Raw genomic sequence first — 23,621 nt, forward strand, 5'->3', positions numbered from 1 at the left:
TGCGTTCGGTGCGTTCGGTGTCTTCGAGGCGGAGGGGTGCGTCAGCGGCGGTCGTCGCGGAGCCTGCCGATCCGTTCGCGGTCCATCCGCAGCTCCGTGCGGAGCATGCGGGTGACGCGGCCGATGATCCGGTGCGCCAGTTCGTCGAGCTGGAAGTCGGTCAGGTCCTTCGGGTCCAAGGACCCGGCCGGCACCCGGGTGTACGCGGGCGGCGGGTCCGCGGGGGGCCGCTGCTCGTTCCCGTCGAGCGGCACCGCGGTGTAGGCCGGCGGCGGTTCCTCGTCCCGCGACGCCGGGACCCTGCCCAGCGTGGAGGCGACGGTGGCCGCCGCGGCGGCGGCGAGCGCACCGGTGGCCGACCGCGGCTGGGAGCGCTGCACGGCCGCCGGCTCCCCGGGCGGGGCGGGCGGGGTGAGGGAGGTCAGCGGGAGCGCGGAGAGCGTGCCGGACGCGGCGGCCCGCAGGGGTACGGGGCCGGCGGCCGCGTCCCGCCGCACCTGCGGCGCCCCGAGCCCGGCGCGCCGGGACGCCGCGCCGTCGGGGCTCCTCGTGCCGCCCGGCTCCGGCCCGGCCGGGGCGGAGGGCAGCGGCGCCCCGAGCCCGGCACGGCGGGCCGGCCCCGGGGCGGCGAAGGCCCGCTGGACGGGCGCGGCACCGGCGTCCGAGGCGCCGGGCCCGGCGGACGCCGTCGCCGCGGACGCCGCACCCGCGGGCTGCCGCTGCACGGGGGTGGGCGGGGGCGGTGTGCCGGGGCCGTGGGTGAGTGGCTGCGCGGGGGTGCGCGGTGCGCGCGAGGGTGCCGTCGCGGGGTCGGCGGCCAGGCGCTGCACGGCGGACGTACCGCCCGGGGCGGGTGCGCCCGCCTCGCGCGGGGACGCGGCCGGGGCGTCGGTGACGCGGCGCTGTACGGCCTGCGCCGCGCCGGGGTCACGCACGGCGGACGTGCCGCCCGAGGCACCCGCGACCGGCAGCACGGGGTCGGCCGTCCGGCGCTGCCCGGGGGTGGACGGGGGCGTCGTGCCGGGATCGCCCGCGAGTTTCACGGGGTCGACGGCTCGGCGCTGTACGGAGGCGGGTGTGCCCGCCCCGGGCGAGGGCGCCGTCGCGGGGTCGGCCGCGGGGCGCCGGACGGCCGGGGTCGTGCCGGACGCGCCCGCGTCCCGTGCGGTCGGCGTGCGGTTGGGGTCGCGCGTGAGCGGGACGGAGGCAAGGGCTTGGCGCTGCACGGTCGGAGTCGCGCCGGGCGCGCTTGCGTCCCGTGCGGTCGGCGTGCGGGACGGGTCGCGCGTGAGCGGCACGGGGGCGGCGGCCCGGCGCTGTACGGGGGCGGGTGCGCCCGTCTCCCGCGAGGCGGCCGTCGCGGTGTCGGCGGCCAGGCGCTGGACGGCCGGCGTCGCGCCGGGCGCGCTTGCGTCCCGTGCGGTCGGCGTGCGGGACGGGTCGCGTGTGAGCGGCACGGGCTCGACGGCCCGGCGCTGTACGGGGGCGGGTGCGCCCGTCTCCCGCGAGGCGGCCGTCGCGGTGTCGGCGGCCAGGCGCTGGACGGCCGGCGTCGTGCCGGACGCGCCCGCGTTCCGTGCGGTCGGCGTGCGGGACGGGTCGCGTGTGAGCTTCACGGGCTCGACGGCTTGGCGTCGGCGGGTGCCCGTCTCGGACGAGGGCGCCGTCGCGGAGTCGGCAGTGCGGCGCTGCACGGTCGGCGTCGTGCCGGGCGTACCCGTGTCCCGGGCGCCCGGCGGCGTGCTGCCCGGGCCGCCCGTCACCGGCTGCGCGGGGTCGGGGGTCCGGCGCTGCACGGGGGTGGGCGGGGGCGTCGTCCCGGGGTCGCGCGTGAGTGGCTGTGCGGGGGTGCCGCGCCGGCCCGGCGTGGGGCCACCCGTCTCACGCGGCGACGCCTGTGAGGCGTTGTGCGCGCCGGTGTCCCGTGCGGCCGACGTGCTGTTCGCGTCGCCCGTGACGGCCCGGCGCTGCACGGCCGGCGTCGTGCCGGGCATACCCGCGTCCCGCCTGCCCGACGACGTGCCGGCGGGGTTGTGCCTGCCCGGCTGCGCGGGGTCGGGCGTCCGGCGCTGCACGGGGGTGGGCGGGGGCGTCGTCCCGGGGTCGCGCGTGAGTGGCTGTGCGGGGGTGCCGCGCCGGCCCGGCGTGGGGCCACCCGTCTCGCGCGGGGACGCCGTCGCGGCGTCGGACGCGCGGCGCTGCCCCGCGGGCGGCGTCGTGCCGGGCGTGCCCGCGTCGCGCGCGCCGGGGTTCGACGGCACGGGGTCCGCAGTCCGGCGCTGCACGGGGGCGGGCGAAGCCGACGTACCGGCGTTCCTCGTGACCGGTCGCGTGGGCGCGGTGACCTGGCGCTGCGCCGGGGCGGGTGCGCCCGCATCCGGTGAGGGCGTGCTCGCGTTCCGCGCGGCCGACGGGCCGCCGGGGCTCGGCGGTGCGGGGTTCGCCGTCCGGCGCTGCACGGGGGCGGACGGGAGCGGCGTACCCGGGTCGCGCGTGACCGGCCGCGTGGGCGTGGCGGCCCTGCGCTGCGCCGGGGCCGGCGCACCCGCCTCCGACGAGGGCCCGGACGACAGCCGGCGTTGCGTGCCGGGCGCGCCCGCGTCCCCCGCGGCCGGCGGGCCGCCGGGGTTCGGCGGTGCGGGGTTCGCCGTCCGGCGCTGCACCGGGGCGGACGGGAGCGGCGTACCCGGGTCGCTCGTGACCGGCCGCGCGGGCGCGACGGCCGGCGGCGTGCCGGGCGTACCCGCGTCACGCCCGGTCGACCCCTCGGCGCGCCGTACCGGAGGCGCCGGCGCGGCGCCGCCGCCCGGGGCGGGTGCGCCCGCGTCCCGCACGGCTCGCTGTACCGGCAGGTGGGCGTCGGCGGTGGCCGGGGAGGTGCGCGGGGGAACGGCGCCGGGGGAGGCGGGTGTTCCGCCTCCCCTGTCGTCCCCCTTGCCGCCGCCCCCGCCGTCGCCGTGCGCCGGCCGGGGCGCGGTGGCCGGGGGCGTGGACCGGCGCGCCGCGGGCAGGGACCGGCGCTGCACGGCCGGCGCGGCGGCCGGCGCCTTGAGCAGCGGGCTGGTCCGGGTCGGCGCCGGGGCGGGCGTCACCCGGACGCCCTGCGCCGGTGCCGGCGGCGACACCGGCACCTCCGTGCCGAAGGACGGCACGGCGGCCCGCCGCACGGGCAGCGCGGACTCCCCGCCGGCCCGCCCACCGCCGGGACCGTCCGGCGCGGCCGTCGGAACGGCCCGCAGCGGCACGGCAGGCGCGCGCTGCACCGCCGGACCGGGAGCCGCCGTCCGGGAGGGGGCGTTCGCCGTCCGCTCCAGACCGGTCACCGGACCGCCGGCGCCCGTCGGCTCGGGCGACGGCGGCAGCAGCCGTGCCGGTGAGGTGCTCAGGACACCGAGGGACGACGACGCCGTGAACGACGGGTTCTGCCACGTCGGCAGGCGTCCGCCGAAGCCGCGGTCGGCGACCCCGGAGGGCCCGGCCGCGGACCGCTGGATCGGCGGCAGCCCCGGCCACCCGGCCGGCCGCGCCGCCGGTACGGGCACCGCGTCGGCGGGCGCGGGCGCCGGGGACGCCGACGGTGCGGACGGCGCCGTCGCCCCCGCCCCCGACGGAGCCCCGGCGGATCCCGCGGAGTCGGCCGGGCGTTCGCCCCGGCCACGCAGACGGTCCAGGAGACCCACGGCTCAGCCCTCCACCGCGGACCGCGTCACGAAGGACGCGATCCGCTCCGTGTACCCGCGGCGGTCGTGGTGCTCCAGGTCCAGGATCGCCTCCAGGCTCCAGTGGAAGTGGTAGGCGACGTACGCGATCTCCTCGTGCAGCCGGTCGGTCGCGTACGTCACGATTCCCCCAGGCGGCTCCCGCCGAGTTCCACCTCGAACGACTCGGAGCAGTGCGGGCACTGAACCGCCGCCCGGGTGTGGCCCTCGGCGTTGATCTGGCGGTAGAAGTCCTGGAGGAACGCCAGGTCGGAGGCGAACATGCTCTCCACGATCCCGTCGTGCACGTTCGGCAGCGTGCCCAGCTGGGTGATGACCCGGCCGAGCAGCACGACCGACAGATACGCCGGGTTCTGCTGGACGCGCACGTCGCGCAGCGGCACGAGTTCGTCCCGCGCCGTCGACAGCCGCATCACGCCCTCGCGGTGCACGGTGCCGGCGTCGTCCACGTAGCCGCGGGGCAGCTCGAAGGGGAACTCGGTGCGCAGTGTCTGCCGCGGTGCCACGTCCGCCGGCGGGGCGGCGGCGGGAGCCTGAGGGGGGACCTCGGCTCCCGCCGCCGCGGACCGGTCGGCCGCGGCCGCCTCGGCAGCCGTGCGCGCACGCGGCGCACCCACAGCCGAACGTCGCATTACTCGATGACCAGGTCTTCGAACACGATGGTCACCGTCTCGGTGACCGGCGAGGTGTCGCCCGCCTTCAGCGTGCTCATCACGATCTTGCTGCACCAGGCGTTGCGCAGGTTCCAGCGCTTGACCGGGTTGTCCTCGTAGTCCATGAGGATGATCGTGGCGTTCTTGCGGGCGACACCCATGTTGCCGTCCAGCGAGTCCTTGATCCACTGGGTGAACGCGTCCGACTGGCTCGCGCCGCGCTCGATGTCGACCTGGCCGTCCTTGCCCACGCCCGGCATCAGGGTGACGTTGCTGCGGCCGGTGGTGCCCTGGTTCTGCTGGTACTTGATGACGTCCTGTTCGACCTGGAGGCCGTTGACCGAGTTGAGGTACTCGATCATCACGCCGTCGATCTGGATCCCGAAATTCGGTGCGACGAGGACGTCTTCTGCCTTGGGGAGAGCCATGAGTTCGCTTACCTGTCCTTCTGGTCCTTCTGAAAGGGCTTCTCAAAGGGTGGGCAGGGGCCGGGGAGGGCGGTTCCGCCCGCTCCCCCGCTCCTCTACTCCTCCAGCTCGCCGCTGCCGCTGGAGAACTGGGCCAGCCGGAAGATCACGAACTCGGCCGGCTTGACCGGCGCGATGCCGATCTCGCAGATGACCCGGCCGAGGTCCACGGACTCCGGCGGGTTCGTCTCCTCGTTGCACTTGACGTAGAAGGCCTGCTCGGGACTCTGGCCGAACAGGGCGCCGTTGCGCCACTCGTTGACGAGGAACGCCGAGACGTTGCGCCGGATACGGGCCCAGAGGTTGTGGTCGTTCGGCTCGAACACCACCCACTGGGTGCCCAGCAGAATGGATTCCTCCAGGTAGTTGAAGTACCGGCGGATGTTCAGGTAGCGCCAGGCCGGGTCGGAGGAGAGGGTGCGGGCGCCCCAGATGCGGATGCCGCGGCCGGGGAAGGCGCGGATGCAGTTGACGCCGATCGGGTTGAGCAGGTCCTGCTCGCCGCGGGTGATCTGGATCTCCAGGTCCACCGCGCCGCGCACGACCTCGTTGGCGGGCGCCTTGTGCACCCCGCGCTCGGAGTCGTTGCGGGCCCAGACGCCGGCGACGTGGCCGCTCGGCGGGATGACCCGGGACTGGCCGGTGGCCGGGTCGAACGCCTTGATCCAGGGGTAGTACAGGGCCGCGTACTTGGAGTCGTAACCGGCCGTCTCCTGCCGCCAGACGCGGATCTGACGGGCGTTGAGGCCGGGCGGCGGGTCGATGACGGCGACGCGGTCGCCCATCAGCTCGCAGTGGGCGATCAGACCGAGCTGGACCGCCTTGACGGCCTCCAGGTCGATCGCGCCGCGCTGGTAGGCGGCCATCAGGTCGGGCACCGCGACCATGGAGATCTCGTCGACGGCCTCCAGGCCGCCGAAGCCGGTGCGGTCGGCGGAGTCGCCGAGGTACTGGGCCGGGCCGGGGTGGGCCTGCTCCGCGCCGTCCGGGACGGCCGGGGCGGCGGTGGCCGCGGCGGGCAGCTCGACGGTCTGGTTCTCGGGCCGGACCAGCTGCGCCGCGGGGGCCGCCTCGGTCACGGTGATGAGCTTGGAGCGCTCCTTGACCTGCGTGACGACGTAGGTGCGGCCGCCCTTCTTCGCGCTCACGTCGAAGGACTCGACGGGCTTGCCGCCGTCCTTGACGATCAGCTTGAACCGCTCGGCCGGGCCCTCGCCCTCCGGGTCGGCGACCTCGACGCTGAGCGCGCCGTGCCGGCCGGGTGCGACGGCGGTGACGCTGAACGTGCCGAGCTGCCGGGGCTCGCCGGGCGGCAGCGCGGCGGGGGCGGCGGAGCCGGACACGGCGGCGGGGGCGGTGTCGCCGGTCGTCGCGGCGTCCTCGGCGGACCCGCCGACCCGTACGACGTAGGCGGCGGAGCCGCCGTTGTTGAAGAAGCCGTACACCGAGTGGGCCAGGTAGTACCCGTCGGTGAAGTCACCGAACGCGGTGACGTACTGAGTCCAGTTGGTCACCAGCGTCGGCTCGTTGAGCGGGCCGGTCGGAGCGAGCCCCACGAAGGCCGCCACCGAGGTGCCCACCCCCTCGATCGGGCGCGAGCCGCTGGCCACCTCCTCGACGTAGACGCCGGGCGACAGATAGGACGGCATGTTCCGCGCTCCTTGGGGGTACGAGTCAGAGTGCCCTCCACCCTCGCGCGCGGAGCACCGGCCGAAAACGCCTGGCGGTGCAGAAGCGGGGGCACTCGAGCTGCCCGAAAGTGCGCGCGCCGCCTCTCCCCGGGGCAGTGCCACCTCGACGGTCCCCCGACGCACGGGCGTCCGGGCCGGCCCCGGCCGCCCCCCGGCTCACCGGCGCGCGGCCCCGGCGGGTCCGTGGCCGCCGCCCCACGTGCCGCCCGGCACGGCGCCGTTCGGGGCGCGCGGTCCCGGCGGGTACGGGGAGAGGGCGCCGCACCGGTCGCCGCGGACCGGCTGAACGGTTCGGAGCGTTCGCACGGGTGCGGTCGTGCTCGGTCACCCTCCTGTCCTTGTACCGGCGGCCCCCTTCCCGGGGAAGGGCCGCGGGGGCACTCCCGGGGGTCCCGTCGAGGGCCGGGCGGCCGGTGCCGGCCGGCCCTTCGGGCACGCGGCCCGCCCCTGTCCGCGCCGTGCCGTTTCGCGGCTGTTCGTAGCCTGGCCGCATGAGTCTGTGGACTTCCCTGGAACCCGCCTCGGCGACCGTGGACCCCGGGGGCAGCACCCGGGTACGGCTGCGTCTGCGCAACACCGGTGACGTCGTCGACGAGTACCGCTTCGAGGCGGTCGGCGAGGTGGCCCCCTGGGCCGTCGTGGAACCGGCGACCCTGCGGCTCTACCCGGGCACGACGGGCACCGTCGAACTGACCTTCGCCCCGCCCCGCACCCCCGACGCCCCGGCCGGGCCGAACCCGTACGCGGTGCGGATCACCCCCACCGAGCACCCGGAGGCCACCACCGTCCCGGAGGGCAACCTCACCATCACCCCGTTCACGGAGCTGCGCGCCGAACTGGTGCCGCCGACCGTGAAGGGGCGGTTCCGGGGGCGGCCGAGGCTGGCCATCGACAATCTGGGCAACACCGAGGTGACGGCGTCGGTCAACGGCCATGACACCGGCGACCAGTTGTCCTACACCATCCACCCCGGCAACGTACGGATCGGGCCCGGCCGCGCCGCCTTCGTGAAGGCGACGCTGAAGCCGCGGCGCCTGATCTGGTTCGGGTCCAAGGAGCAGCGGCCGTACACGCTGAACGTCGTGCGGTCCGGCACCGATCCGCTGCCGGCCGAGGGGACGTACGTCCAGCGGGGATTCCTGCCCCGCTGGCTGGCCACCGCCTGCGGCCTGTTCCTGGCCCTCGGCCTCACCTTCCTCATGCTGTGGATCGCCTACCAGCCGTCGGTGCGGACGAGTGCCGCGGAGAAGCCGGCCGAGGCGGGCGCGGCCATGGCGCCCCCGCCGGCACCCTCCGCGCCGGCCCCGCCGAAGTCGTCCGCCCCGCCCGGGTCCGACGGCGACAAGGACACCGGCGACGGTGGCGACGACGGAGGCGGCGGGGGCGGCGGGGGCGGCGGCGGGGGCGCCAAGGCCCCGGAGCACAAGGTGAAACCCGTGGTGCCCGCGACGAGGATCCTGCTGCGCAACACGACCACCTCCAAGTGCGCGGACATCCCCGGCTTCGAGAGCGGCACGCAGGACGGCCAGGTGGAGGAGTACACCTGCGACGGCACCGACGCCGACAACCAGCTGTGGAACCTCGAGGTGATCGACCGCAAGGGCGGCCCCGCCGGCACCGACCTCTTCCAGATCCGCAACGACAAGGACCAGCTCTGCATGGACCTGCCGGGCGAAGGGGCGGCGCCGGTCCCGTCAGCGATCACCGAGTACCCGTGCGACGGCACGACCGCCGACAACCAGCTGTGGTGGCTGGACCGGCAGGACAGCGGCGCCTACTGGATCCGCAACGCCGCGAGCGACGACAAGTGCCTGGACGTCGCCGGGCTGAGCGACGGGGGCGACGGCACCAACCTCACCCTGTTCGACTGCTCCAACGACGACGACCAGGAGTGGATGATCATCGACCCCGCCGAGCAGGAGTGAGCCGGGCGGGTCCGGCCCCGGTGGAGCCGGACCCGGTCACGGGGGCGGGCGCTACCAGGAGCCCTCGCCCGGCACCAGCCGCCCCGCCTTGCGGTACTCGCGCCGCGCCCCCTCCAGCAGATCCGCCGGGGTGACCACCGCGTCCCGCCCGGCGGCCAGGTACGCCGCCGTCACCACCGCGCTGCGGATCGATCCGCCGGCCAGCTCGAACTCCCGGGCGAGCGCGCCGAGTCCGGAGTGCGTCCCGTCCGCCACCGGCACCCGCTCCAGGCCGTGCCGCCACAGCGCCATCCGCTGCCCCGCGTCGGGGAACGGGAAGTCGACGACCAGGTCGAGCCGGCGCGTGAACGCCTCGTCGATGTTGGCGCGCAGGTTGGTGGTGAGCAGCGCGATCCCGTCGAACGACTCCAGCCGCTGGAGCAGATAGGCGCTCTCCATGTTGGCGTACCGGTCGTGCGAGTCCTTGACCTCGGAGCGCTTGCCGAAGACCGCGTCGGCCTCGTCGAAGAGCAGCACGGCGTCGGTGCGGTCGGCCTCGGTGAAGATCCGCTCCAGGTTCTTCTCGGTCTCGCCCACGTACTTGTCGACGACGGAGGAGAGCTGGACGACGTAGAGGTCGAGGCCGAGTTCGGCGGCGACGACCTCGGCGGACAGCGTCTTGCCGGTGCCGGACTCGCCCGCGAACAGGCCGAGCACGCCCCGGCCCCGGCCGCCGCCCGCGCTGAGCCGCCAGTCGCCGAGGACCCGCTCCCGGTGCCGGGCGCGCAGGGCCAGCTCACGGAGCTGGGCGAGCGGGGCGGCGGGCAGCACGAGGTCGCTCCAGTCGACGTCCGGGCGGATCCGCCGGGCGTGCTTCTCCAGGCCGGAGGCGGACTGCTGGCGGGCGGCGAGCCGCAGATGACCGGCGGTCAGCGCGGCCCCGTCGAACGCGGCCAGGCCGTGCGCGGCCCGCGCGGCCCGCTCCAGCCGCTCCCCGCCGAGCCGGTACGGGGCGACGGTGGCGGCGAGGTCGAAACCGGGGGCGCCGGCCGGGTCGCCGAGCGCTGCGGCCCAGGCCGGGAGGGTGCCGGTGCGGCGGCGGGGCGCGTCCAGGACGAGGGGGTCGCGCGGGCACCAGTGCGGGTCGTACGGGCGGGTGTCCGCCAGCAGCACCGGCACGTCGGGCGCGGCGGTCAGCTCGCGCAGCAGCGGGCCGGGGTCCGCGGGCAGCGGGGCCACGAGCAGCGCCCGGCCGCTCAGCCGGGCCTCGCGCAGCAGCGCGGCGACGTGGTCGTCGGGTCCGCCGAAGCACAGGGCGTCGAGCCCGGCCGCGCGCAGGGCGGCCGCCGCGCACGCGGTCCCCTCGCCCTCCCGCCGCTCGCGCAGATAGACGGCGCCGGGGCCGGGTGCCGCCAGGCGGGCGGCCAGCCGGCCGGTGAAGGAGGCGAACTCCCCGTCCTCCGCCGCCTCGTGGTGGTCGTACGGCAGCGGGCGCAGATGCGGGGTGAGCTCCGGGTCGGGGGTGTCGTCGCCGAGGAGATGGGCGACGACCCGGTCGGGCACGCGCAGCGACCGGGTCAGGAAGGGCCGCTCCGCCTCCTCCACCACCAGCAGTCCGCGCGCGGTCAGCGGCGCCGCGGGGTGGAACCGGGCCCGCGCCCCGGCCCGGTGGGCCGGCGCCCCGCACAGGTCGAGCGCGAGGCCCACCGTGGCGCGGCGGCGGCCGACGTCGTCGTTGAGGTAGCCGTAGAGCGGCTCGAAGGAGCGGTCCACGTCGGGCGCGAGGGCCAGGAGCAGCACGGCGGCGTCCAGTTCGCCGAGGCCCAGCCGGGCGGCCAGCCCGGTGAACCGGTCACCGGGCGGCGGGGGAGCGTCGGCGGCGCGTCCGGCGGGCGCCTCGCCGCCGCCGGTCTCCGCGGCGAGCAGCAGGTGCCGTCGTACGGCCTCCTCCGACAGGTACAGCCCGCGCAGCGGATCGTCGGCCGTGGGGTCGTCGGCGGCGCGCCGGTCGACCAGCAGGGCGACCCGCTCCCGCAGCCGGGCGAGCCGGGCGAGCAGCGCTCCCGCGGGGTCGGCGGGGTGTGCGGCGAAACCGGGATCCGTGGAGCCGTGGACGGGTGCGGTCACCGCTCGCGCTCCGTGCGCGCCGCGATCCGGTGCGGGCGGTGGCCCCGTTCCTCCAGGGTCCGGCCCGTCCGCTGCGCCGTCTCCATGTCGGGCTCGCCCGAGGTGTCGCGCACACGGACCACGGCCCCTTCCGTGACCGGCGGTCCGGCGTCGTACTCGGGGACCGCCGGGAAGGGCACGGTGACCACGAGGTCCACGGACGGCTTCAGTTCCCCGCCGAGTGCGGACCAGATCTCCGCCAGCGAGCGCGCCTCGGTCTGCACCCCGGCCACCGACAGCGGCACCGAGAGCCCCAGCGCGCGCAGCGGGCCCGGGAGTTCGGCGGGGAGCAGCGTCTCGCGGGGCAGCAGGGTGGCCAGTACCGCCGAGAGCAGCCGGTGTTCGTCCTGCGGCCGCTTGGTCCACGCGGTCACCAGGTACGACAGCCGGAACCAGCGCGGCGGCTGACGGTGTTTGACGACGACGTCCCGCTCGTCACGGACGGAGATGTGCCCGCGGTGCCGCCGGGTGACGTCCTCGCGGATGTCGTACAGATAGGCGTTGAGGGTGGGCGCGTTGCGGCGGGCGGCCCAGTCGCGGGTCGGGGCGTCCAGGGCGATGTCGACGCCGGATCCCGCGAGCGCGCCGCCGCCGAGGAGGTCCTTGAGGACCTCGTCCACCTCGTGGATCACCGTCGCGCTCCCGCCGTCGTACCTGTTCCGGCCGCTGCCGGCCGTTTCCATCGTGCCTGCCCGCTCCCGGTCGCCGCCGGGTCCGCGGGGACGGCGTGCGGGCAGAGTGGAGTGCCCCGGGGGGCCGCCCGGGGGTGCCCTTTTCGCCTCCGCGTCCTCCGGGGGCGTCGGATTCCGGGCCCGTCAGATGTAGCCCTCGCGCAGGGCGTAGGCGACGGCGTGCGCGCGGTTGCGCAGATGCAGACGTGTGGTCAGACCATGCATCACGTTCTTGATGGTGCGCTCGGAGTACGACAGCTTGCCGGCGATCTCCGAGGTGTCGAACCCGTCGGCGACCAGCCGCAGGACGTCCACCTCGCGCGGCACGAGGCCGACGGAGGGGGTGGCCGGGTGGCCGGCCGCGCCGCGGTGCAGGGTGCCGACCTGGTCGATGAGCCGGCCGAGCAGATCGGCGGGCAGGTCGCCGTCGCCGCGGGCGGCGGAGAGCACGGCCTGCACCAGCCGGTGCGCGGTCGCCTCGTGCCGCCAGACGATGGCGCCGACCCCGCACTCGATCACGTCCAGCAGCTCCGCCTCGCGGATCCCGCCGACGACGAGGACCGCGCGGGCGCCCTCGCTGCGCACGATGCGGCGCAGCCGGGTCAGGTCGGCCTCGTCGAGGGAGTCGTCCACCAGGAGGGCGACGGTGCCGGGGCCGCTCTCCGTGCGCAGGTCGATCTCGGGGTGCCGGCGGAGCTGGCTGAGCACGCCCTCCCGGGAGATCGGGTCCGGGGCGTGGACGATGACGGGCACCCGGTGCACGGGTCCCCCCGGACCGTCGTCCGTCGTACCGAATGAGCTGCGCATCCCTGACTCCCCTGTCGCGTGGTCCGCCGCTCTCCCGGCGGATCCTCCAGGCTTCCCGGCAAGGGATGCGGGGGCAATCGTGGAGTACCACGAGGCACACCACGAGAACGGGCGTGCCGTCGTGCCGTCGTGGTGGCGCGGTGCGCCCCACCTCACTGGACACCGGCGCGACCCGTACGTCCATGGGCCCCCGGGACAGGAAAACGGACCGCCCGCCCACGTGATGTACGGCACGTCCGGGCACCTCGGCCCCCGGTTGCTCGTCCCCTTGTTCGGGAGTTCCCCCCGAATCTCCGGAAGTTCCGCCCGTGTTCCCGCCGTTCTCCGGTGGGCTTCGCGGAGTTTTCCGAGGCTGTCGGGGGAGCCGTTCACCGAAAGGAGGCGCACATGCCCGGACCGCTGACCGAGCGCGGGGACGTGAGCGAGCTGATCGCCACCGAGGCGGCCCGTGCCCGCGCCGGCACCGGCCGGCTCGTCCTGCTGCGCGGTGCCACCGGCACCGGCCGCACCGCCGTGCTGGAGGCCGCCGCCCGGGACGGCGCCGCGCACGGCATGCGCGTCATGCTCGCCCGCTGCTCCGCCGTCGACGGTGCCCACCCCTTCGCCTCCCTGATGCGCCTGCTGAGCCCCGTGCCCGACGTCCCCGGCTGCCCCGAACCAGGCCAGTACGCGCCCTTCCGGGGTGGTGACGAACGGGTCGTCACCACCCGGCTGCTGCACCGCCTGCGCGAGTTCGCCGAGCACTCCCCCGTCCTGATCGCCATCGACGACGTGCACCTGGCCGACGGGGCCTCCCGCCGCTGGCTGGTGGAGGCGGCCCGGCGGATCGACCAGTTACCGGTCCTGCTGCTGGTGACCGAACGCAGCCAGTACGACATCACCCCGCCCGCCCCCGGGCTGGCCCACCCCCTCCCGCCCGACCTGGTCCGCACCCACACCCTCGCCCCGCTGTCCGCCCGCTCCACGGCGCTGCTGGTGCGCTCGCTCGCCGAGTGCGGGCGCTGGTCGTGCGCGGAGAGCTGCGTGCGGGCCTCGGCGGGCCATCCGCTGCTGCTGCACGCCCTGTTGGGGGACCTCGGCGACAGCGGGGCCGTCGCCGTGCCGGACTCCTCCGCGCTGCTGTACCCGGGGGCGTACCGGGCGGCGGTGTCCTGGTGGCTGGAGTGCGCCGGGCCCCGTACGACCGAGGTCGCCCGGGCGCTCGCCGCGCTGGAGGAGACCTGGACGGACGGCACGGACGGGCCGCCCGTCCCCGCCTCGCCGCACGGCTCCACCCGCGCCCACGCACCCGCCCATCCCGCGTTCACCGCGCAACTCGCGGAGCTGCTCGCGGGGATGACCGGTGCCGACGCCGCGCGGGTGGCCGGCTGGCTCACCGCCATGACCGGGCTCGGCCTGCTGCACCCGGACGCCTCCGGCCGGCCGCGCTGGGCGCACCGGCTGCTGCGGGACGCGGTGCTCGACGGCTGGCCCGCCGGCCGGCGCCGGGCCGCGCATCTCGCGGCCGCCGACACGTTGTGGCGCCGGGGCGACGACACGGAGGCCGTCGCCCGGCAGCTGCTGCGGACCGACACGGCGGACCGGCCCTGGATCGTCAACGTCCTGCGGGACGCGGCGCACGAGGCCGCGCGCGACGGGCGCGTCGAGGACGCCACGGACTTCCTGCGCCGGGTCCTGCGGGAACCGCTGTCCGAGCCCGTACGGCAACGGGTCCTCACCGAACTGGGCTCCCTGGAGTTCGCCGCGGCGCAGTCCGGGGGGTGGGCCGGGGGTCTGTCGTCGGCGTGGTCCGGGGGCCCGTCTTCGGCGTGGTCCGGGGCGCAGCCCGGCCTGCCGCCGGGGCTGCCGCCCGTCGGACCGGCCGGGACCCGGTCCGACGGGCGGCCCGCGGCGGTCCGTGCCACCGGCGTGCCGCGGCTCACCGAGGCGCTCTGGCTGCCCGGCGAGCCGGCCGACCGGGTGCGCGCGGGCGTCGCCCTCGGCACCGCGCTGGCCCGGTACGGCCAGACCCGGGCCGCCGTCGAGACGCTGCACGGCCTCGACGACGACGGGCTCTCCGACCGTCCGGAGCTGGTGCGCGCCGTACGGGCCACCGCCGTGCTGCTCGCCGAGCGGGACCGGGGGCTGCGCCGCGAGGCGTACGCCCGGCTGGCCGAGCAGGACCAAAGCTGTCCGGAGCCGGCCGGCACGGCGGGCCGCGCCCTGCTCGTACGGCACGCGGCGGCGGCCGGGCTGATCTCGGCGGAGGAGGCGCGACGGCGGCTGCGGCTGCTGCTCGAGAAGCCGGCCGACCCGGAGGGCGAACCGTTACTGGTCGCCGTGGCGGCGGTGGTCGCCCTCTGGGCGGACGACTTCGACTCGGCCGGCCAACTCGTGGAACACGGCCTGGCCGGCCAGTGCGCGCACCTGCTGCACCCGGTGCACGAAATCCTCCTGACCGTCCGCGCCGACCTCGCGGCAGCCCGCGGCACGTACACCCTGCCGCGCCACACGCCGAACGGTCCGGCGGGAGACGACCCGCCGGGGCACGGCCCGGCCGGACACGACCCGACGGGGCACGAGCCGGTGGGGCAGGGGCCCACGGGGCAGGAGCCGGTGCGGCAGGGGCCCACGGGACAGGAGCCGGTGGGGCAGGGGCCCACGGGACAGGAGCCGACTGGGCAGAGGCCGACGGGACACGGACCGGTGGGACGGACGGCGGCGGGACACGTGTCAGCGGGGCACGAGCCGGTGGGGCAGATGGCGGCGGGACACGAGCCGGTGGGACAGATGCCGGACCGGCACGTGCCGATGGGTCAGGTGCCGGGCAGTCAGGCGCCGGACCGGCACGTGCCAATGGGCCACGGCCCGGCGGGCCACGGGCCGGCGGAGCACGGGCCGGCCGGACACGACCCGGCGGAGCACGTGCCGCCGGAGCACGAGCCGGACGGGCAGGTGCCGCCGGAGCACGAGCCGGACGGGCAGGTGCCGCCGGAGCACGCGCGGGCCGGAAACGCCCCGAGGGGCGCCGGGCCGTACGCCCCCCCGCTCCGCGAGGAGTTCCCCCCGCCGTCCGAGGAGTTCTCCCCGCGGGCCGGGGCGTCCCCCGCGTCGGCCGGGGCGTATCCCGCGCCAGCCGGGGCGTATCCCGCGCCGGCGGGGCCGTTCCCCGCGCCGGCGGGGCCGTTCCCCGCGCCGGCCGGGGCGTTCCTCGCGCCGACGGGGGCGTCCCCCGCGCCGGCGGGGGCGTACCCCCCACCCCCCGGTGCCCACCCCGCGTCGGCCGACGGCCGGCCCCGGCAGCCGGGGGTCGCCGACGCGCACGCCGTGCTCGCGCTCGTCGCGGCCGGGCGGGTGGGGGAGGCCGGGCGGTTCGTGGCCGCCTTCGATCTGGACCGGACCCCGGACTCCCCGGAGCGCAATCGCTTCCTGTACGCGCGGGGCGTGCAGCGGGCCGCCGCGGGCAATCCGGCGGGCGCGGTGTACGACTTCCTGGAGTGCGGACGCAGCCAGGCCGCGCGCGACGAGGTCAGCCCGGCGCTCACCCCGTGGCGGACCGCCGCCGCCGAGTGCCATCTGGCCCTGGGCCGCCCCCGGGACGCGCTCGCCCTGGCCGAGGAGGAGCTGCGGCTCGCCCGGGTGTGGAACACGCCCCGCACGGTGGGCCGCGCCCTGCGGGTGCTGGCCGCCGCGACCGGCGGCCGGCGCGGTCTGGACCTCGCCGAGGAGGCCGTCCGGCTGCTGCGGACGGCACCCGTCGACGACGAGCTGATCGCCGCGCTGATCTCGCGCGGGCGACTGCTCATCACGGCGGGGGAGCGCTCCCAGGCCCGTGCGGCCCTGCGCGAGGCGGCCGACCGCGCGGTCCGGCGGGGCGCGGTCCGGCTGGCGGCCGCGGCCGAGGCGGCCCTGCGGGAGGGCGGCGCCCGCCGGCCGGCCGCCGTCCGCACGGGCTCGGACGCGCTCACCGGCAGCGAACGCCGGATCGCGGAACTCGCGGCGGCGGGACACACCAACACGGAGATCGCCGGCCTCCTCCACGTCGCCCGCCGCACGGTCGAGACCCACCTGACGAGCACGTACCGCAAGCTCGGCATCCGCCGCCGGGCCCAGCTCCGCACCGCCCTCGGCAACGCCGCCGCGCGCCCCCTCGACAAGGACTACTGTCACGACAATGGCCGCCCCTGACGCCCTCACCACCACCCGCGACGCCTACGACGAGGTCGCCGCGACCTATGCGGAGATGTTCCGCGACTCGCTGCGCGACCACCCCCTGGAACGCGGACTGCTGGCGGCCTTCGCCGAGCTCGTCCGCACGAACGGCGGCGGCCCCGTCGCCGACCTGGGGTGCGGCCCGGGTTACGTCACCGCGCACCTGAGCGGACTGGGCCTTCAGGCGTACGGCGTCGACGCCTCCCCCGCGATGATCGGCCTGGCCCGCCGGGCCCACCCCGCCCTGCGCTTCGACGTCGGCTCGATGGCCGCGCTCGGCCTCCCCGATGGCACGCTGGCCGGCGTCCTCTCCCGCTGGTCGATCATCCACACCCCGCCGCCGGAACTCCCCGCCCTGCTGGCGGAGTTCGCCCGAGTCCTGGCACCCGGCGGCCACCTCCTGCTCGCCTTCTGGGCCACCGAGGACCCCTCCGTGCCGACCCAGTCCTTCGACCACACGGTCACCCTCGCCCACCGCTGGTCCCCCGACCACCTCGCCGCACTCCTCGGCGACAACGGCCTGACCGAGCTCTCCCGCACCATCCAGCGACCCCGCCCCACGGACCGCCGCCAGTTCGACAGCGTTCACCTGCTGGCCCGCAGGGCCCCGTCCGCCTGAACGGGCGGCTCACGCGGGCGCGGGCTCCTGCCGGGGCGCACGGACGCGCGGGGGCCTGCGGTCGAGGTGGACGGCGACATGGGTGCAGAAACGGTCCACGGAGTCGTCGACACTGCGGATGAAGCCCGACTCGGCCGTGCCCCTGGTACTGCCCATGCCGCGCAGCAGCGACAGCCGGAACCCGGTGATCTGCGCCCCGTTGCGGGGCAGCAGGTCCGCCGGTTCCGGGCGCAGCCGCTCCAGTGTGCCCCGGGGGCCGGACGCCCCGTCCGCCACCAGGGTCTCGACGTGCGTGTCGGCCGGGGCCTCGGCGAGCTGCCGGATCAGCCGTTTCGCCCAGCTCAGCGGGTAGCCCTGGTCGGGCGCCCCGATCTCCATGGAGGTCCGGATCCTCCCGGTGCGCAGGTCCGCGCAGAGGGCGAGGACCCCCGGCAGCCCCTCGACGCGGAGCTCGGCGTCCAGGCGTCCGTCGTGGCACAGCCGGTCGGCCAGGGCCGTGCGGCGGGTGCGGGCGTCCGTGCCGCGCCGGGCCCGCTGCACGGGCAGCACCTTCTGACCCAGCTCCCCGCCCAGCCGCAGGCACACCTGCCGCACCAGCCGCTCCCAGCTCTCGACCACCTGCACGGCGCGCGGGTCGCCCTGGCACAGCGTCTCGTCGTCGATGCCGTTGCGCACGGGGACCCAGGCGGGGCCCATGTTCTGGAAGCCGTGGCAGCCGGAGTTGTCGTGCTGGAGGTAGTGCAGGAGCTCCTGCAACAGCCAGGCGTGGGCCGCGTCACCGACGCCCTCGTGCCGGATCAGCAGCTGCGCCTGGTGCGCCACCTCGGCCCACGACAGGTGCCACAGGCCCACCTTGTGCTTGCGCCGGCGGTCCGTCTTGATGTCGACGAGCGGGCTGCCCTCCAGTTCGACGTCGTTGGAGAGGGTGATGACGGCCTCGTAGCCGCGCCGGGCGGCGATGTCGGCGTAGGCCTGCACCTGCTCGGACTTCAGCGGGTTGCCGTTGGTCTTCGTCTCGACCAGCGCGGTCCACAGTTTGCCCGCGCGCTCGACGCGGATCACCCCGTCGGGGCGGCGCGGGGCGTCCCCGTGCGGGAGGGTCACCTCGGTGAACGTCTCCATGCGGCCGGCCGGCGCGCCGAACGCGGCGGTCAGCCGGCGCCCGAACTCCGGCACCTGCGCCATCACCGACAGCAGTACGGAGGTCGCCCGGGTCTCCCGCTCCCGGTCGCTCTTGAGCGCCGAGGCGGGGAAGAGCCGGGCCGTGCGCCAGGACTCGTTCTCGGCCAGCGACTTCCTGGCCACCTTGGGCAGGGTGACCTTCTTCTTCGCGGTACGGGGTCTGCGCGCGGGCGGGGCGGCGGTGGGCGCCGGGGCGAGGGCCGGTGCGGGGGCCGGTGCGGGGGCCGCCTCCACCGGGCGCTCGGCGACGGCCTGCGCGGGAATGGACGGGAACGGACCGGGGGCGGGCGCCGGCTGGGCGCCTGGTGCGGCGGGCGCGTTCCCGACGTCCTGCACGTCGCCGGCGGGGAGCCCGTTCGCGTCCTGGCCGCCCGGGCCCTCGTTCGCGTCGTCGTGCGCATCGTCGTCGATGTCGACGCCGAAGTCCGTCGCCAGTCCCGCGAGACCGGAGGCGTAGCCCTGGCCGAGGGAGCGGAACTTCCACTCCCCGCCGCGCCGGTACAACTCGCCGAAGAGCAGCGCCCCGACGTCCTCCGCGCCCTCCACGCAGTAGCGCAGCAGCCGTTCCCCGGAGGCGTCCGCCAACGTCAGCCGTACGTCGTGCAGTTCACCGAAAAGGGCTCCCTCGTCCCGGCTGGCCGCGACGACGACGCGCTCGATCTCCGCCGGAACGGCGGTCAGATCGAAGGTGATGCGGTCCTCGTCCCCGTCCTCCGTCGGGGACTTGCCCAGCAGCTGCACGCTTCCGTCGGCGGCCACCGGGTTGTTGTAGAAGTAGAAGTCCGCGTCACTGCGGACCTTGCCGCCCGAGTCCAGCAGCAGTACGGACACGTCCGCGTCGCCCTCCCCCGAGGGGCTGCTCCAGCCCAGACTCACCAGTACGGAACCGATGTCCTCGCTCAACGAGCCGAGACCGACGTTGGCTCCCTTGACCATGTCGTACACGATGCGCCCCCCACGGTGCACGGCCGCCCGGACCCCCCGGCGACCCCTTGCCTCCCCTGTGCGTAGCGCTGAGTGATGTAGGACACACGCAACGCTCCGCAGGCACCATAGCCCTCACGGGCCCCGCCGGGGTGGCGGAGTGCGGAAATCGGTGTGGGGGACATCCACGTCAGGAGCCGTCGCCGCGCACGGACGCCGGCACGGGCTCCTCGGGAGCTTTGGAGACTCCGGGAGTCTCGGACTCCCCGGGTTCCTCGCGCGTGGTCCTGCCCTTGCCGCCCTCCCCGGCGAGTGCGCCGAGGAGGGCGGCGAGGGCGAGCACGGCGGCCAGGGCGGCGGCGAGGGCGGCGCCGTCGCCGCCGGTGGCGAGGACGTCGGCGAGCAGGGGCGAGGCGAGCCGGCCCGCGGTGAGATGCGCGACGGCGAGCAGCGCGGGGAACAGCACGCCCGCCGCCAGCACGGCGACGGTCGTCCTGCGGACGACCAGGGCGGCGCCGAGCAGCAGGCACAGGGTGCTGATCCCGAGCGAGATCCCCGGCGCGTACGCCGACGGCGCCCCGGCGCGCAACGGCAGATGCACCACCCCGCACACGACCAGCCCGAGCGCGGCGATCCACCCCAGCCAGACGGCCGCCCCGAACCCGCCTACGGCACGAAGCCACCGCGTGAGCCACCCGCGCTCCCGAGGCCCGTTCGGTCCGTCGCCCCGGCGTCCGGGGCGACGGCCGTCCTGGCGCCCGCGCCCGGTGTGCTTCTCGTCCGTGCCGGACGGCGCCCGGCGCTCCGGTGTCCGGTACCCGTTCCGCGCGGCCCACTCCTCGTCGAGCCAGTCGAACTCGGGGGTGGCGTCCGGCGGTTGCTCCCGGTGCGCGTCCGGCCGCACCGGTCCGGCCGGGAGCGCACCTTCCACGGCCCGGCCGTCTGCGGAAGGGAGCGCGGGGTCGGCCGTCGGGCCGTCCGGCCGACCGGTCGCGGGGACCTCCGCCGCCGGGCTGCTGACCGAGCCGTTCGCCGAAGCGGTCACGGGTCCGTCCACCGGCCCGTCCACCGGCCCGTGTGCCGGGCTCGTCGCACGGTCGGCCGCCGGGCTGTCCGCAGGACGGGGTGCGGGTCCGGCCGCCGGGCCGGCGGGGAGGCCGTGCGCCGGGTTGCCGGTCGAGCCGTTCGCCGGACCGGCCTCCTGGCCGTGCGCCGAGCCGCTCACGGGCCCGGCCACCGGGCCGTCCGTCGGGTTGGCCATCCGGCCGTTCGCCGGGGCCGTCGCGGGAGTGTGCGCCGGGCCGATCGGGGCGCTGCTTGCTGGGCCGCTCGTCCGGTCGGCCACCGGCACGTCGGCCGGACCGGTCGTGGGGACGATTGCCGGGACGTTCACCGGGCCGGTTGCCGGGGGCGTGGCCGGTGTGTGCACCGGCCCGGGGAGCGGAGTGCCCACCGGCGCGGCCGCCGGGCGGGCCGCGGGTCCGGCCGCCGGGCCGGCTACCGGCCCGGCCGTCGGACCGGTCACCGGCCCGTTCGCCGGGTCGGTCGCGGTGGTGTCCGGGGGGCCGCCGGGCGGGCCGCTCCCCGGGCCGCCGGTCGGGCCGGCCGCCGGGGTGCTTTCCGGGCCGGCCGTCGGGCCGCTTCCTCGACCGGCCACCGGGCCGGTCGTCGGAGCCGGTGTCGGGCGGGGTGGGTTCGTCAGGTGGGTTATGAGGTCGGCCAGGTCCTCGACCGGGCGGTCGGCCGTGGCGGCGCGTACGACCTCGCGGGCGGCCCGGTCGCCGTCGGGTCTGCGCTCCAGCAGCGCGATCAGCGCGAGCACCTCGTTCATCGAGCGCGAGGCGACCGCGGCGTGCACGAGCGCGCGTACGGGCTCGTGCCCGGAAGGACCCGTGCCGGAGGAGTCGCGGAGGTCGCGGGGAGGGTTCATCGTCATGGTCGCCGGTCGCCTTCTACTCCGATGCACACACAGCACGACATGACCGTTTCTAGGCGCGCCCCCCACCCCCCGCCACCCGAGCGCGGACGGACGGGTCACTCACCGGCCCCGCCCGCGCCCGCGCCCGCCGCCCTACGCCGGTTCCTCGACCGGCAGGTCACGCGCGGCGGCGACATCCTGCCGTGCGACGGGGCGGCGGCGGGACGGGACGGCGAGCGTCGGGTGGGCGACGCCCCAGGCCGCGCCCCGGCAGACGACCTCCTTGTAGAGCGCGGCCGGCCGCCCGGTCAGCGCCGCGCTGACGGCGCGGTCGTCGGCGGTGACGTACTGGATCAGCCCGTCCCGCCGCCCCAGCGAGACGCACTGGTTGAAGTAGCGCAGCGACGTCTTCGGGAGCTTGCCCCCGGTCAGCCGGGCGGCGAGCGCGTCGGCGGCCTGCCAGGCCATGGGGACGCCCGTGGCGCAGGACATGCGCAGCGGGCTGCCGCCGTCGCCCATCGCCATGGCCGCGTCCCCGACGGCGTACACGTCCGGATGGGAGACGGAGCGCATCGTCCCGTCGACCACGATCTGCCCGTCGTCGGTGACCTCGAGGCCGGTGTCCCGGGCGAGCGGGTGGACGGCGAAGCCGGTGGTCCACACGGTGACCGCGGCCGGCAGCCGGGTGCCGGCGGCGGTGCTGACGTGGCCGGCCGCGACGCCGGTGACGTCGGTGTGCTCGTGCACGGTGATGCCGAGCCGGCCGAAGACCTTGCGCAGGTGCCGGGCTCCCTTGGGGGAGAGCCAGTCGCCGAGTCCGGCGCGCGCGGCGAGGGCGACGTCGAGGTCCGGGCGGGCCTCGACGATCTCGGTCGCGGCCTCCACCCCGGTGAGGCCGCCGCCGACCACGAGCACGGGCTGCCCCGCCGTCAGCCCGGCCAGCCGGGCGCGCAGCCGCAGCGCCCCGGCCCGGCTCGCGAGTTCGTCGGCGTGCTCGGCGACCCCGGGGACGCCGTGGTCGGTCCAACCGCTGCCGAGGGCGTAGACGAGGGAGTCGTAGGCCAGTTCCTCCGTGCCGTCCGTGCCGTCCGTGCCGTCCGTGGCGGCCACGGTGACCGTCTTGCGTTCGACGTCGATCCCCGTCACCCGCCCGAGCCGCAGCTCGACGCCCGTGCCCGCGAACATCTCGGCGAACGGCCGGGGCCTGAGCTCCTGCCCGGTCGCGAGCTGGTGCAGCCGGACGCGCTCGACGAAGTCGGGTTCGGCGTTGACGAGGGTGAGGGCGACGTCCTCGCGGCGCAGCCGCCTGGCGAGGCGTCCGGCGGCGATGGCCCCGGAGTAACCGGCTCCGAGGACGACGATGCGGTGCTGCATGTCCGTACTCCTGTCTCGCGCGCTCCTGGCGTCCGGGCGGTCCCGTGTCGGACGTCCGCCGGACGTCGTGGTGTCGCCCCTTGAACCGGACGGCCCGCCGTTTCCTGACAGGACGGCGGTGTGAAGCACCTCACAGCACGGCCGGACGGCCCCGGGCCGCGGCCCCACGGTCCTCAGAACGCGTGGAGCAGCGGCTCCCCGTGGTCGCCGGCCGCCCACCGCCGGCTCGCGCGGACGAGCTTGTCGGGGTTGGCCTGGGAACGGAACGCGGCGATGCCGTCCGCCGTGATCTCCAGGCACAGCACGCCCACGATCCGGCCGTCGACGGCCGCCACGAGCGCGGGCCCCCCGTTGGCGGTGGTCGCCCAGATCCCGGGCGAACCGCCGACCAGCGCGCGCTTGCCCTTGCCGGGCTTGAACAGTCCCCGCAGGAACGTCGCCACCGCGAGCGCGCCCTCGAACGCCTTGGTGCGGGCCGGCACCTTCCCGCCGCCGTCGCCGATCGCGACGGCGTCGTCCGTGAGCAGCCGGACCAGCGGCTCGGTCCGGCCACTGGTGGCGGCCGCGAGGAACTCCTCGACGACCCGCCGGGCGGCGGCCGCGTCGACCTCGCTGCGCACCCTGCCCTCCGCGAGGTGCTTCTTCGCCCGGTGGAAGAGCTGCTGCCCCGCCGCCTCCGTGATGCCGAGGACCCCGGCGATCTCCCGGTACGGGTAGCCGAACGCCTCCCGCAGCACGTACACGGCCCGCTCCTTCGGGGCGAGCCGCTCCAGCAGCGCGAGCACCGCGTACGACACCGACTCCCGCTGCTCGGCGGTGTCGGCGGGCCCGAGCATCGGGTCCCCGTCGAGCAGCGGCTCGGGCAGCCACTGCCCCACGTACGTCTCGCGCCGCGCGCGGGCGGAGGTGAGCTGGTTGAGGCAGAGGTTGGTGAGCACCTTCGTCAGCCATGCCTCGGGCACGTCGATCCGGTCGGCGTCGGCCGCCTGCCACCGCAGGAACGTCTCCTGTACGACGTCCTCGGCCTCGCTCGCCGACCCGAGCAACCGATAGGCGAGCGCCCCCAGCCGGGACCGACTCGCCTCGAACCGTTCCACGTCGCGCGGGGTCAGGACCATGAACGGATCCTAACCGCCGGAGGGTGCCCGGTTCGACATCGCGTTGCGAGGGCAACTCCGGGCACCGGGTTTTTCTTTATGCGATGAGGTGGGCCGGTCCGCTTCCAACGGTAACCGCATACGCTATGCACGTCATTGCGACAAGCAAATGGGGCAGATACTTCTTGAATTTGGGCATGGGGTGCTTTCTGGTGCTTGTGTCCGGGAGGCGGTCCAT

15 protein-coding genes are annotated in these 23,621 nt (G+C 76.4%); 3 read left to right on the forward strand and 12 right to left on the reverse strand.

Annotated features, from left to right (window positions below; translation table 11 throughout):
- Window positions 1–41: 41 nt before the first annotated feature.
- The 5 genes from OIE12_RS17080 to OIE12_RS17100 all read right to left on the reverse strand — a co-directional run bounded on the left by OIE12_RS17080 (window position 42) and on the right by OIE12_RS17100 (window position 6,488).
- Window positions 42–3,680 carry a hypothetical protein gene (locus OIE12_RS17080; protein WP_329136249.1) on the reverse strand — a complete coding sequence of 1,213 codons (3,639 nt, stop codon included), beginning with the start codon at window positions 3,678–3,680 and terminating at the stop codon, window positions 42–44.
- Window positions 3,681–3,683: 3 nt separating this feature from the next.
- Window positions 3,684–3,842, reverse strand: coding sequence for a DUF6760 family protein (locus OIE12_RS17085; RefSeq protein WP_329136251.1), 159 nt, complete (start codon window positions 3,840–3,842; stop codon window positions 3,684–3,686).
- The gene (locus tag OIE12_RS17090; RefSeq protein ID WP_329136253.1) at window positions 3,839–4,351 is read right to left on the reverse strand and encodes a hypothetical protein; all 513 of its coding nucleotides are present in this window, start codon (window positions 4,349–4,351) and stop codon (window positions 3,839–3,841) included. Before OIE12_RS17090 ends, OIE12_RS17085 begins: the two co-directional genes overlap by 4 nt.
- Window positions 4,351–4,800, reverse strand: coding sequence for a phage tail protein (locus OIE12_RS17095; RefSeq protein WP_329136255.1), 450 nt, complete (start codon window positions 4,798–4,800; stop codon window positions 4,351–4,353). Before OIE12_RS17095 ends, OIE12_RS17090 begins: the two co-directional genes overlap by 1 nt.
- Before the next feature lie 95 nt (window positions 4,801–4,895).
- Window positions 4,896–6,488: a phage tail sheath subtilisin-like domain-containing protein gene (locus tag OIE12_RS17100; protein WP_329136257.1), complete on the reverse strand. Its 1,593-nt coding sequence runs from the start codon at window positions 6,486–6,488 to the stop codon at window positions 4,896–4,898.
- 533 nt (window positions 6,489–7,021) lie between these two features.
- Between OIE12_RS17100 and OIE12_RS17105 the strand changes: the two genes are divergently transcribed.
- Window positions 7,022–8,455 (forward strand): RICIN domain-containing protein, encoded by a 1,434-nt coding sequence (locus tag OIE12_RS17105; RefSeq protein WP_329136259.1) that lies wholly within the window; start codon window positions 7,022–7,024, stop codon window positions 8,453–8,455.
- A gap of 51 nt (window positions 8,456–8,506) precedes the next feature.
- On the opposite strand, the gene OIE12_RS17110 is transcribed toward OIE12_RS17105, so the two are convergent.
- The 3 genes from OIE12_RS17110 to OIE12_RS17120 form a co-directional block, all read right to left on the reverse strand.
- Window positions 8,507–10,561, reverse strand: coding sequence for an ATP-binding protein (locus OIE12_RS17110; protein WP_329136261.1), 2,055 nt, complete (start codon window positions 10,559–10,561; stop codon window positions 8,507–8,509).
- Window positions 10,558–11,232 (reverse strand): DUF4255 domain-containing protein, encoded by a 675-nt coding sequence (locus OIE12_RS17115; RefSeq protein ID WP_329142011.1) that lies wholly within the window; start codon window positions 11,230–11,232, stop codon window positions 10,558–10,560. The genes OIE12_RS17110 and OIE12_RS17115 overlap by 4 nt, the downstream gene beginning before the upstream one ends.
- A gap of 183 nt (window positions 11,233–11,415) precedes the next feature.
- Entirely contained in the window at window positions 11,416–12,078 is a 663-nt protein-coding gene (locus OIE12_RS17120; RefSeq protein ID WP_329136262.1) for a helix-turn-helix transcriptional regulator, read from the reverse strand.
- Window positions 12,079–12,465: 387 nt separating this feature from the next.
- Here OIE12_RS17120 and OIE12_RS17125 point away from each other — a divergent pair, with 387 nt between their 5' ends.
- Entirely contained in the window at window positions 12,466–16,245 is a 3,780-nt protein-coding gene (locus OIE12_RS17125; protein ID WP_329136264.1) for a helix-turn-helix transcriptional regulator, read from the forward strand.
- Window positions 16,232–16,888 carry a class I SAM-dependent methyltransferase gene (locus OIE12_RS17130; protein ID WP_329136266.1) on the forward strand — a complete coding sequence of 219 codons (657 nt, stop codon included), beginning with the start codon at window positions 16,232–16,234 and terminating at the stop codon, window positions 16,886–16,888. The genes OIE12_RS17125 and OIE12_RS17130 overlap by 14 nt, the downstream gene beginning before the upstream one ends.
- Before the next feature lie 9 nt (window positions 16,889–16,897).
- Here OIE12_RS17130 and OIE12_RS17135 read toward each other — a convergent pair whose 3' ends face one another.
- The 4 genes from OIE12_RS17135 to sigJ all read right to left on the reverse strand — a co-directional run bounded on the left by OIE12_RS17135 (window position 16,898) and on the right by sigJ (window position 23,404).
- Entirely contained in the window at window positions 16,898–19,006 is a 2,109-nt protein-coding gene (locus tag OIE12_RS17135; RefSeq protein ID WP_329136268.1) for a TerD family protein, read from the reverse strand.
- 178 nt (window positions 19,007–19,184) lie between these two features.
- On the reverse strand, window positions 19,185–20,930 hold the full coding sequence (locus OIE12_RS17140; RefSeq protein ID WP_329136270.1) for a hypothetical protein: 1,746 nt from the start codon (window positions 20,928–20,930) through the stop codon (window positions 19,185–19,187).
- A gap of 135 nt (window positions 20,931–21,065) precedes the next feature.
- Window positions 21,066–22,286, reverse strand: a complete 1,221-nt coding sequence (locus OIE12_RS17145; RefSeq protein WP_329136272.1) for an NAD(P)/FAD-dependent oxidoreductase — start codon at window positions 22,284–22,286, stop codon at window positions 21,066–21,068.
- Window positions 22,287–22,459: 173 nt separating this feature from the next.
- A complete protein-coding gene (sigJ, locus tag OIE12_RS17150; RefSeq protein ID WP_329136275.1) occupies window positions 22,460–23,404 on the reverse strand; it encodes an RNA polymerase sigma factor SigJ in 945 nt (314 codons plus the stop codon).
- Window positions 23,405–23,621 lie beyond the last annotated feature (217 nt).

The sequence above is a fragment of the Streptomyces sp. NBC_00670 genome, assembly GCF_036226765.1.
In the GTDB taxonomy this organism is placed as follows: Bacteria; Actinomycetota; Actinomycetes; order Streptomycetales; family Streptomycetaceae; genus Streptomyces.